The organism is Aestuariibaculum sp. M13, from assembly GCF_024723255.1.
Taxonomy (GTDB): Bacteria; Bacteroidota; Bacteroidia; order Flavobacteriales; family Flavobacteriaceae; genus Aestuariibaculum; species Aestuariibaculum lutulentum.
Genome location: NZ_JANIAC010000005.1, coordinates 208,759 through 220,625, shown reverse-complemented (window position 1 = coordinate 220,625; position 11,867 = coordinate 208,759). Strand labels below are relative to the sequence as shown.

Sequence of the window (11,867 nt, the reverse complement as noted above, 5' to 3'; positions counted from 1 at the left end):
TTAATTTTTTAAATATGAATTGCTACTTATTAAATTCCACTGGTCTTATTGAATGATACTGTATTTTGAATGGTTAGCATGATTCGATCTAATAAGAAACCGATACCACCGATTACAAACATGGCTACAATAATTTTTGAATTCGAATCAATAGCTCCATTCTGAAATTCCTCCCATACAAACGACCCTAAACCTGGACTCTGCGCTAATAATTCGATAGCAATAAGAACCATCCAAGCCACAGATAATGTGATTCTCAAACCTGTAAATATTAATGGTAATGAAGAAGGTAAAATCACTTTAAACACTTTCTGTACCGGTCCTAATTTCAAAACCTTAGCCACATTGATATAATCTTTATCTACCGATGCCACCCCCATTGCAGTATTTACTAAAGTCGCCCACATAGAACACAAACCAACACTTATAAATGAGATGATGAATGCACTATCGGAATTTGAATCTTTAGTCATCGTTTTCACAATCATGAACACTAATAACAACCACACTACAGGAGATACCGGTTTAAAAATCTGGATTAACCAGTTAACAGAACTTCTTAGCGTTTTGCTCAACCCTATGATAACCCCAATTGGCACTGCAATAACCAAGGCTAATAAAAATCCTGCAAACACTGTTTTTAAGCTGGTTAAAATCTGATCTACAAACGACGGACGCCCTGTATACACGATTGAATCTTTCCCTTCAGCAATACGTTTTGCATTTATTACTGCTGTTTTCTCTGCAAAAGCTGCTTTATCTGCACTAATTATTTGATGATCTCTTAATAACGATTTATACGATTCCCAAACTTGCGCAGGAGACGGTAATGTGTTAGGTTGGCAACTTATATCTCCAGAAGCTATACATGCTTTCATAGCATCTGCTGCCTCCTGCCCTTGTTCAGTTAAAGCTTTCTCAATCTTATAATCTGCTTCTATATTGTATAAAGATTTAGCGCCCATGTGCCATAAGCCGATAAATAAGAATATGGAAGCGATTGGCACGACAACTTTTCTTAAGAAGTTTCTAAACCCTTCTTTATCTAAATCTCCGGTGAACAAGGATTTTAAAGTGATTAAAAATCCAAGCCCCATAAATTTGGTCACTCTATCTAATGTTATGCTCTGTTTCATCTGTTTATTTTTATTTATTTAAAGTAGTCTTATGGAATTCGCCAGAATCGTTTTGGTTAATACCTTCTCTATTCTGACCAACCTCATGATTACTAAATTCAATATTGAATATCTTATTTGTCTTTGTTTCCTATTTTGAAACTATTTATATACCCAATCGGATCTTTTGCATCGTACGATGTTCCGTCAATAAAGTCTGTAGTTGCTGGTTTATATCCATCGGTTTGAGGAATATCTGAAGCTGGAATATATCCTTCTTCAACTAAAAGTGAAGCTGCTTTTTTCCAGATATCAGGTCTGTAGATATCTTTAATCGTTTCAGCATACCAATCGGCTGGTTTCGCTTCAGGAATTTGTCCCCAACGACGCATTTGAGTTAAGAACCAGATACCATCTGAATAGAAAGGATAGGTTGCATTATACTTGTAGAATACATTAAAGTCTGGCATTTCACGTTTATCTCCTTTTTCAAATTCAAACGTTCCGGTCATTGAATTTGCTAACACTACTTCGTCAGCTCCAACGTATTGAGGCATTGATAAGATTTTTACTGCTTCCGCTCTGTTTCCTGGTTCGTCTAACCATTTTCCTGCACGAATTAATGCTTTTGTTACTGCGATTGCTGTATTTGGGTTTTCTTCAACAAACTTTTTAGTCATTACAAATACTTTCTCAGGATTGTTTTTCCAGATATCATAGTTTGTTACCACTGGCACGCCAATACCTTTAAAAACCGCTTGCTGATTCCATGGCTCACCTACACAATACCCATAAATTGTTCCAGCTTCTAAGGTTGCTGGCATTTGTGGCGGAGGTGTTACAGATAATAATACTTCTGCATCAATTTGTCCTTGTACATTTTCTGCTGTATACATTCCAGGGTGAATTCCCGCTGCTGCTAACCAATATCTAATTTCGTAGTTGTGTGTAGATACCGGAAACACCATTCCCATTTTAAAGGCTTTCCCACTATTTTTATAGTCCGCAATTACAGGTTTTAAGGCATCTGCCTTAATAGGATGAACTGGCTTACCATCTTCTCCCATTGGTACATTAGCTTTCATTTTAGACCACACATCGTTAGACACTGTAATACCGTTACCATTTAAGTCCATTGAAAAAGCCGTTACTAATTCTGCTTGTCTACCAAAACCAGCTCCTGCTGCAATTGGCTGCCCAGCCAACATATGCGATCCGTCTAACTGACCATCGATTACTCTATCTAATACATTTTTCCAGTTTGACTGTGCTTCTACAGACACAAATAAACCTTCATCTTCAAAGAAGCCTTTTTCTTTAGCAATGGCTAAAGGTGCCATATCTGTTAATTTTATAAAACCAAAGGTTAACTGAGGTTTTTCTATATCTAAAGTTTTTGTTTTAGATACATTCGCTGCGATATCTTCTGTAACCGCTTTCTTTTTAGAATCTTTTCCACCACAAGAAAATAGCAGTAATGAAACTGATAATGCCCATGCTGATTTTTTTAATACTGATTTCATATTGAAGGATTTTTAGTTTAACTAAGTATTAATACTTATTTACTTAGCAAATATATACGTAGTTACTCAACCCTTCAATGGCATAGCACATGTAATATTATCTTTTTAAACATAAACAAACCTGCTAAAAACCATAAAATCAACATAAATACCTTATTTTCAAATAAATAAAAATAAAACATAATACGTAATTACACATACGTACCATACGTAAAAAAATAAAAATCCGCTTAATTTTACTTAGAAAATCAGCGGATTTAATATAAAAGTGTTGATTAAAGAAAAATTAAGACCTAAAACACTTATTAAAACATCACTTTTATTTGTTGATTTTATTTTTAAATTGCTCCAACCATTCCAACTCCGATAAACCAATATATTTCTTATCATTGCTATACGGATCGACCCCTCCTTGAAAATACTTCTCAATAGTTAGCATAGGTATAGTATCTTTTAATCTGGTAGCCACTTCATATTTATGATTACCATGAAAATCATGACATTGTATACAGGTCGTCCATTCTTTTTTAGTAATTAACATGGCATGACTAATATCCAACGGATCGTTCTCAACTTCAAGATCCTGGTGGCAATTCATACAATAATCTGCTGTTGGAACTGAAACCCTTTCTTCGTGATGCTCCGAATGACACGTAATACAAGTTGTTGCATCAATAACCTTTATAGCATCACTAAATCGAGGTTCTGAAAAACGATATGATGGATGCCTGTCATTAGGTCGGTCATGACATTGTAAACAATTATCAACAGTTACATCCTTTGTTCCGAAATCGACACCTGTTTTTCTAAAACCAAAACTATGTGAAATATTAGACTGTACTTGCTGCCAAAGATTCCCTTTAGCATCAGCGTGACAAACCACGCAAGACATATTGTTATGCCCGGTATTCATAGGACCTATAGATACATACTTTTCTGAAGCATCAAGAGTTAACACAAAGAAAATAAATCCACCCAGCACAAGTCCGAACACCCCGCCTATTATTTGTCTTTTTCTTAATGGATTTACTTTAAACATATTTTAAATATTAAAATTCAATAACAACCGACTCACTTTCCGGATAACTCACGCAGGTTAATATTTTCCCTTGATCAACTTCACTTTGCTCTAGAATATGCCCTTCAACCATTTTAATATCACCGGATACACAAGTCGCTTTACAGGTAGAACACATACCAGACCTGCATGAATATGGTATAGCAATATTCTCAGACATTGCCTGCTGAAGAATAGATTTATCACCTCTTACCTTTATACCATATGATTGATCTTTTATTTTAATAGTAACATTACTTAGCAAATCTTTACCCGTAACTTTCACCATTGGCAACTTAAACACCTCTACCTTAATTTTCTCCCTGGTAATTCCGTTCAAATTCAGAAGCTCTTTTACCTTCTCCATATAACCAAACGGCCCGCATACCATATAAACATGATTATCAAACTCAAGTTTGTGCTTTGAAAAAACACTGGTTAAAATAGCATCGGAAAGAAAACCTTGGTGATAATTTTCCGCCCTTAAATTTAAATCAGAAACAATATGTTCTACCTTAAATTGATCTGGATATATATTAGATAATTGCCTTATATCTTCCGCAAAGATTATAGACGATAGCGTTTGATTCGCGTAAAAAAGCAACACTTTTGAATCTACCTCTTTAACAAGAATCGACTGAATAATAGAGAAAATCGGAGTTATCCCGCTTCCTCCGGCAAAAAACACATAGGTTTTTGCCTCACCCTTTTTAGGCTCAACAAAAAAAGACCCCATAGGCTTATCAACCTCCAACTTGTCTCCTACCTTTAAATTATCATGAACAAAATTAGACACAAGTCCTTTATCAACCCTTTTAATAGTAATTTTCAAATCTCTATCTATATATGGACTACTACTAAAAGAATAAGCACGTTTATATATTTGACCTTTTATAGGTACGTGTATTGTTAAAAATTGTCCGGGTTTATATTTTAACTTATTAAATATGTTACCATTTTTAAAACAGACACTTAATGCATCATCTGTTTCTTTTACGATATCCGTTACTAATAATTTCATGTTTTATTATTTATAGTAAAAAACAACTCCTATATGAAACACCATAAGTACAGTAATAATTACTGAAAACAACACATGCAAAATCATCCAACATTTAAACAGCCAATCACTATTGTTTTTAACAACATCTAAATTAAGATATCCCAACAAGGCATTTGCAAAAAACAAATAGGTTAACAAAGCTAAATACCCATACCCCGCTGCAATACTATGGGTGTAGAAAAACAACGGACTTAGCGCCCCAACCCATTTATGGATTTGAGTCATTTTAACTGAATATTTCCTAAACCGCTTGATAACCCTGGTTAAAGTTAACACCCACTGAAAAGTGATAAACAGAGCCAAAACCAAACCTGTCCAGCGTTTATACATTTCTCCCGTCTGCAGCTCCAGTAACCATTTCCATTCAAGTTTAAAAACAAACTGAATAAAGAAAAGTATGAGAAGTACAAGCCCGAGAAGGGTAGGTTTTTGTTTCAGATTCATTACAAACAGATTATCAACAAGAAGTATTTATTAATTTACAAATAAGCCTGCTTTTTATTTCATTGCTAACAGCTTATTCATGGTTTCATATGAAGCCAACTTTCTCACACTGTCAAGAAAGACTTCAGCTGTTGGCAAATAATTACCTTCTGCCGGCCACTTATCTCCAATTACCGGTTTTTCACTAGCTTTAAACGCCGCGATTTCATCGAGATACTCCATATAAATATCAATTGTACCTTTTGAGTAAGAATTTAAGACTGCCACTGTTTCCTTATATGACAATGAATCTTTTGGATACTGCCAGGTGGTAGCCCCCATAACATCGCCTAACTTCCAATCACTTTTTGTGGTTTGAGGATGAGCGTTATGACAACTTACACAGGCACCCGCACTGGCTAAATCAGCAAACATTGCGGTATGCAGCTTTTGCTCTTCATCAAAAAAATATTGAGGCTTTTGATCTTTCTTAATTTCTTCAAATAGTGCAGCTTGCTTACCTTCAAATTTATTAGCCTTGTTAACCGGGTGATCCGACCCTAAGTAAAGCCCTAGCGGCACAGGACTTTTTCTAATACTCGTTGCTACACCTCTCAAAAACAAAGCTGGTAATGGCCCTGCTTCCACATCATCCTTTCTCCAGTCTTCATCGAACTTCATACCCTGCAACTTTCCTTTACCTACAATTGCTTTTGTATATAAAGTTCTGGTTACGTCATTTTCTTTCGCAACCATTTCCAATACCTCATCTACAGAAAACACGTTTTCTTCTCCAGCATCGACAGTTGATTCTTCAGCCACACCACCACAAGACACTAAATTCAATACTACTAACTGAATTGTTAATACTTTTAAAACACTATATAATAATTTTGTTTTCATAATTCCCTTTTAATTAAATTAATAAGAAGCCTCAATCATGACCGTAGACATGGTTCCATATACCGAAGCCCAAGCCTCTTTTACTTCAGGTGTAAAATCATCACCCAAACCAGTTGCAAGCGTATCTAATAAAGCTGCCCCAACGGTACTGTAGTGCTCAGGCGTTACATTATAACCTACATGACGCTTACCTAAATCCTGCAAAACGGGAATTAAAGCCTCCAGATTACTTAACCCAACAACTGCCGCAGCCAGCATAGTCATTAATTTATTGCCTTGAACTTTCATCGCTTCTTCACCGCTTGGAAACAAAGGTTTTAAAGCCGGATCTAACTCGAACAACTTAGAATAAAATATTTCAGCCGCTGTCGCAGCTATAGGCTTTACCTTTTCAAAAGACTCCTGAACTAAAGTGATTGTTTTCTGCTCCATAATTTTCATTATTATTTGGTTAGTATAATTTACTTAAAAATAGATACGTACTAATACGTAAAGACATTTCAAATATATACGTAGTGCCTTTACTATTCAATGACATATCACACAACAACAACAGTTTTTAGTCAGAATAAAACCTGCAAAAAATCATAATTACTTCAAATCCCCCATTAAGCTTAAGTAAAGAACAAAAAAAAGCCACACGTAATACGTATGGCAATAACTAATAAAGCTGGTAAAGCACTTAAAACAAACTCTTCTAACTATCTAAAAAGAAATTATGTTCACTAATCTCCTTTTTCAATATATCTATATCATTAATTCCTATTTTTTTTCCTTTGGCGGTAATCAATTTTTCCTTTTTTAAAGCAGAAAACACTCTGATTACCTGTTCTTCTGTAGTTCCGGCGTAATCGGCATATTCCTTTCTACTTAAAGTAACATCAAGAAACCCTTTATTAACTCCAAATTTTCTATTTATATATAATAAGGTATCTATAACACGTTCACGAACAGTCATTTGCGAAATAGATTTCACTTTAGATTCACTTTTATTTAGCTCGTTAGCGTAAAACAGCATAAAATCGTAAGCAAACTTAGGACTATTCAATAAAGCCTCTTGCAACATATATTTAGAAAAATAACACAGTACGGTATCTTCTAATGCAATAGCTCCAATGGAATAATACTCTTCAGTCCCAAACCCACGATGTCCAATAATTTCACCTTCACGAGCAAAACGAACAATTTGCTCTCTTCCATTTATACCTGTCCTAAAAACTTTAACCTTTCCTTTTAATACAAAAAACAAGCCATTAACAGGCGCACCTTCTATAATAAACTGCTGACCTTTTTTACATCGTAAATTATTCTTTTTGACTGTCAATTCAACACCATCCAAAGCCACCATATTACTTTTTATTAAGCAATTAACATTTTCACAGGTATGACACGATGTATTATACGGCATATTTTTACGGGTTGTGGTTGAAACTTTATGTCTCAGAATAGTGGTTTCCAACAAAAAAACTAATAATTAAACTTAAATAATAATTTCTACCTGAAACAAATATAAGTATTAATACTTAATAAACTATTAAAATTACGTATTTTTTATAATCATTATAAAATTATCGTTATATTTGTTAGTATATAACGACTTATTATGATATCAATTTCCGAAGCCATAGACATAGTAAAAAACAAGTGCTTACCATTACTAAAAGAGACGACTAAGCCTCTGGAGAAAGCAGGAGGATACAAATTAAGCAGCAACATTTACGCTCCTATTAACATGCCGCCTTTTAGGCAATCGGCAATGGACGGCTATGCTTTAAACTGGCATGATAAATTAACCTATACCGTTATTGGAGAAATAAAGGCAGGAGACAATCATCAACCTATCTTAAAAAAAGGAGAAGCCGTTAGAATTTTTACAGGCGCACCGGTTCCGGATTCTGCAAATACCGTTATTATGCAAGAAAAAATATCCAGAAACGAAAACACAATTAAACTTGACGATCCCATTACCATAAACCTAAACATAAGAACCGTTGGCGAACAGGTAAAAAAAAGTCAGTTAGCGCTAGCTAAAGACACCAAACTTACACCTGCTGCCATAGGATACTTAAGTTCTTTGGGTATTAAAGAAGTTAATGTATACCAAAAACCTACCATTGCTATTATCGCAACAGGAAATGAATTAATAGAACCAGGTTTACATTTGGAATACGGCCAGATTTACGAAAGCAATTCAAAAATGCTTCTAAGTACATTATACAGCTTAAAATTCTATGATGTAACACTTCACAAAGTAAAGGACGATTATAACGAAACTCTAAATACACTTGACAAAGTTATTAAAGGGCATGATTTAGTTATTATTTCAGGAGGAATATCGGTTGGTGATTATGATTTTGTTGGAGAAGCATTAAAAGCTTTACATGTGGAAGAACATTTTTATAAAGTAAACCAAAAACCAGGAAAACCTTTGTTTTTTGGAACCAAAGAAGACACTTATATATTTGCTTTGCCTGGCAACCCCGCCGCATCGTTAACCTGTTTTTACATGTATGTTTTCACGGCTTTACAACGACTTATGAATAATGAATTCTATAAATTACCACGAATTCAGGTAAAGTCAGAATCGTTATTCAAAAAACACGGCGATCGCCCGCAATTTTTAAAAGCTATTTACAATGGTAATGTAGTTACCATATTAGAAGGACAAAGCTCGTCCATGCTGCAAACCTATGCCATTTGTAACGCTTTGGTTTTTATGCCAGGTGAACAATCTAAAATAAAAGTAGATGATTTAGTTGAAGTCATTCTGCTTCCCGTCTAAAATCTAATTTATCATGAGTTACAAGATAAAAAGTCGCATCTGGATTGAGCATGAAGATAATGTATTGTTGGGTGAAGGTCGCGTACAACTACTTAAAGCTATTAATGACACTGGTTCGCTTTCTAAAGCAGCAAAATCATTAAACATATCTTATAAAAAAGCCTGGGATTTAGTCGATTCTGTAAACAAATCAGCAAAGCAACCCGTTACCATAAACAGTATTGGTGGCAAAGGTGGTGGCGGTGCTGAATTAACCGAATATGGTAAATCATTAATTCAAGTTTTTGATGATATTAACAAAAACTGCTGGGAGTTTTTAGATCTGCAGCTAGAAAAAATCAAATCTCTTTAACCACTACCTCGACCATATGCTATTGGACAACCAAAATATATATGTTTTTCTATTTCTATTACCCGTTGTATCCTTCCTATATGCTAGTGTCGGACACGGAGGAGCCAGCGGCTATCTGGCCTTAATGGCTTTGTTTTCGTTTGCTCCAGAAACAATGAAACCCACTGCCTTATTGTTAAATTTGTTTGTTGCCGGCATATCGTTTTACTATTACTATCGTGGCGGATTTTTTAATAAAAAACTATTCATTTCCTTTGCCATTACCTCAATACCTCTGGCCTTTCTGGGAGGTACCATTGAAATTGACGCCTCTATTTACAAAAAAATATTAGCTGTTTTGTTAGTATTTGCCATTTTAAAAATGCTGAATTTATTTGGAAAAGAAAATGACACTATAAAAGACGTTAAACTTTGGCAAGGCTTAGTTGTTGGCGGTATAATTGGATTTTTTTCCGGACTCATTGGTATTGGTGGCGGTATCATATTAACACCAATTATTTTGCTGCTGCATTGGGGCAAAATGAAAGAAGCCGCTGCGGTTTCAGCCCTGTTTATTTGGGTTAATTCTGCATCTGGCCTTATCGGACAACTAAGTAGCGGTATTACCTTAGAAAAGGAATCGTTTATTTTAGTAGCTATCGCGCTAATTGGAGGGGTTCTTGGAGGCTACTTAGGAAGCAAAAAAATCAACAATAAAGCACTTCGTTATATTTTAGCTTTTGTTTTAGTTATTGCTTGTATTAAATTATTCTTTACTTAACATGATAACAAAAAACAACATAACAGGGATTATTCTTTCCGGCGGAAAAAGTAGTCGAATGGGAACAGACAAAGGCTTTCTTGCGCTTAACGGCAAGCTTTTTACCCAACATGTTATCGATGCTCTAGAACCTTTGGTTTCTGAAATTATTATAGTGTCTAACCATTCAGATTATGATATTTTTAATAAACGTAGAATTGAAGATATTATCACAGATTCCGGTCCTGTTGCAGGCATTGCTTCTGGATTAAAAGCATCGAAAACACCCTACAATGTGGTTTTAAGTTGCGATATTCCTTTAATAAAGCCCGAAGTCCTGCAAGTACTTATTAATCATATTTCTGATAACGTCGACATTATTCAAGTAGAAAGCCACGGAAAAACGATGCCTTTGGTTGCCATTTACAAATCAACCTGTGCCGAAACGTTTATTAATCTTTTAAACAATGATGAACGCCGATTGCGACATGCCGTAAATCAGTTTAAAGTAAAAACCATAACATTACCTTCTGAACTAGCCGATAGCGTCATGAACGTGAACACACCTGAGGAATTAAAACAATTAAAAATGACTATTAACATCAAGTATTTCGGACAAATCGCTGAAGTAACTCAAATCGATGAAGAAACTATTGAGCATACCAAAACAACGGTTACCGAATTAATAGAATCACTCACTTTAAAATATCCTAAATTAAAATTAAAAGACTTTAAAGTCGCTCAAAATAAAGCATTAGTTTCTAACGAAACCCTATTAACCGGTGAAGACATCGCCATATTACCTCCATTTGCCGGAGGATAGATATTATGAATAGATACAGTAGACATATTATACTTTCCGAAATTGGTGAAAGCGGTCAAAACAAACTACTAAACGCTAAAGTTTTAGTTATTGGTGCCGGTGGTTTAGGCTGCCCAATCCTTCAATATTTAGCTGCTGCAGGTGTTGGCACACTTGGTATCGTTGATTTCGATGTAGTTGATATTACTAATCTTCAACGTCAAATATTATTTGGCACAGCAACAGTTGGAACAAACAAAGCATTAGCAGCTAAACAACGTCTGGAAGATTTAAACGATAGTATTTCCATTATCGCTTATCAGGAAAGATTAAATCATAAAAATGCCTTAAAACTTTTTAAACTATATGACATTATTGTTGATGGTACCGACAACTTTGAAACTCGTTATTTAATAAACGACGCTTGTGTTATCACCAACAAACCACTGGTTTTTGGAGCGATTTATAAGTTCGAAGGACAGGTTTCGGTATTTAATTACCAAAACGGACCAACTTACCGATGTCTGTTCCCTGAAGCTCCCGAAAAAAACTCAGTTCCAAATTGCTCAGAGATTGGTGTTTTAGGGGTTTTACCAGGAATTATTGGCACGATGCAAGCAAACGAAGTGTTAAAAATCATTTTAGGTATTGGTAATACACTTTCCGGAAAACTGCTTTGCTATAATGCTCTTAATAGTCAGACAACCGTTTTAGGTATTTCGAAGAACGAAAATGAAATTGAAAAGATACTGAAAACCAAAGATAGTTTCACAACAAAAACGACCGAAGTTTTTTGCGAAATAGAACCAAAAACAGTTTCTATTGAAGATATTTTAGATCAAAACAACATTCAGCTTATCGATATTAGGGAAGTCCACGAAACTCCAAAAGTTGAAGGTTTAGCTGTTACGTTAATCCCTTTAAGTGAACTAAACCAACATTTAAACCAAATTCAACCAGATAAAGACAAATATATTTTTTGTCAGTCTGGTATCCGAAGCAAAAAGGCTGTTTCCATATTCCAGGATTTAAATATTAAAAACTGTTTCAGCCTAAAAGAAGGTGCTCCGGACATCATTGAATACCTAACACAACAAAATCAATAATA

Annotated in this window: 13 protein-coding genes; 5 read left to right on the top strand and 8 right to left on the bottom strand. The window is 34.8% G+C overall.

All coding sequences use genetic code 11. The features are described 5' to 3' along the window. Positions 1–29 precede the first annotated feature (29 nt). The 8 genes from NO995_RS16395 to NO995_RS16360 form a co-directional block, all read right to left on the bottom strand. Positions 30–1,136 carry an ABC transporter permease gene (locus NO995_RS16395; RefSeq protein ID WP_258228437.1) on the bottom strand — a complete coding sequence of 369 codons (1,107 nt, stop codon included), beginning with the start codon at positions 1,134–1,136 and terminating at the stop codon, positions 30–32. 113 nt (positions 1,137–1,249) lie between these two features. Further along, positions 1,250–2,638 (bottom strand): CmpA/NrtA family ABC transporter substrate-binding protein, encoded by a 1,389-nt coding sequence (locus NO995_RS16390; RefSeq protein WP_240573231.1) that lies wholly within the window; start codon positions 2,636–2,638, stop codon positions 1,250–1,252. A gap of 319 nt (positions 2,639–2,957) precedes the next feature. Continuing rightward, positions 2,958–3,677 (bottom strand): cytochrome c3 family protein, encoded by a 720-nt coding sequence (locus NO995_RS16385; RefSeq protein WP_258228436.1) that lies wholly within the window; start codon positions 3,675–3,677, stop codon positions 2,958–2,960. 10 nt (positions 3,678–3,687) lie between these two features. Next, on the bottom strand, positions 3,688–4,716 hold the full coding sequence (locus NO995_RS16380; protein ID WP_258228435.1) for a ferredoxin--NADP reductase: 1,029 nt from the start codon (positions 4,714–4,716) through the stop codon (positions 3,688–3,690). A gap of 6 nt (positions 4,717–4,722) precedes the next feature. Beyond that, on the bottom strand, positions 4,723–5,202 hold the full coding sequence (locus tag NO995_RS16375; protein ID WP_258228434.1) for a hypothetical protein: 480 nt from the start codon (positions 5,200–5,202) through the stop codon (positions 4,723–4,725). A gap of 54 nt (positions 5,203–5,256) precedes the next feature. Continuing rightward, entirely contained in the window at positions 5,257–6,084 is an 828-nt protein-coding gene (locus tag NO995_RS16370) for a DUF3365 domain-containing protein (protein WP_258228433.1), read from the bottom strand. 18 nt (positions 6,085–6,102) lie between these two features. Next, entirely contained in the window at positions 6,103–6,516 is a 414-nt protein-coding gene (locus NO995_RS16365) for a globin family protein (RefSeq protein WP_240573236.1), read from the bottom strand. A 265-nt stretch (positions 6,517–6,781) separates the two neighbouring features. Beyond that, complete coding sequence (locus tag NO995_RS16360; RefSeq protein ID WP_240573237.1) at positions 6,782–7,492, bottom strand: Crp/Fnr family transcriptional regulator; 711 nt, start codon at positions 7,490–7,492, stop codon at positions 6,782–6,784. A 195-nt stretch (positions 7,493–7,687) separates the two neighbouring features. On the opposite strand from NO995_RS16360, the gene NO995_RS16355 reads away from it, so the two are divergent. Genes NO995_RS16355 through moeB form a run of 5 tightly spaced genes read left to right on the top strand, consistent with a single transcriptional unit; the run spans position 7,688 to position 11,865 of the window. Further along, entirely contained in the window at positions 7,688–8,866 is a 1,179-nt protein-coding gene (locus NO995_RS16355) for a molybdopterin molybdotransferase MoeA (protein ID WP_258228432.1), read from the top strand. A 13-nt stretch (positions 8,867–8,879) separates the two neighbouring features. After that, complete coding sequence (locus NO995_RS16350; RefSeq protein WP_240573239.1) at positions 8,880–9,218, top strand: winged helix-turn-helix domain-containing protein; 339 nt, start codon at positions 8,880–8,882, stop codon at positions 9,216–9,218. A gap of 16 nt (positions 9,219–9,234) precedes the next feature. Then, the gene (locus NO995_RS16345) at positions 9,235–9,978 is read left to right on the top strand and encodes a sulfite exporter TauE/SafE family protein (RefSeq protein WP_258228431.1); all 744 of its coding nucleotides are present in this window, start codon (positions 9,235–9,237) and stop codon (positions 9,976–9,978) included. A gap of 1 nt (position 9,979) precedes the next feature. Beyond that, positions 9,980–10,780: an NTP transferase domain-containing protein gene (locus NO995_RS16340; protein WP_258228430.1), complete on the top strand. Its 801-nt coding sequence runs from the start codon at positions 9,980–9,982 to the stop codon at positions 10,778–10,780. A gap of 5 nt (positions 10,781–10,785) precedes the next feature. Beyond that, on the top strand, positions 10,786–11,865 hold the full coding sequence (gene moeB / locus NO995_RS16335) for a HesA/MoeB/ThiF family protein (RefSeq protein WP_258228429.1): 1,080 nt from the start codon (positions 10,786–10,788) through the stop codon (positions 11,863–11,865). Positions 11,866–11,867: the final 2 nt, after the last annotated feature.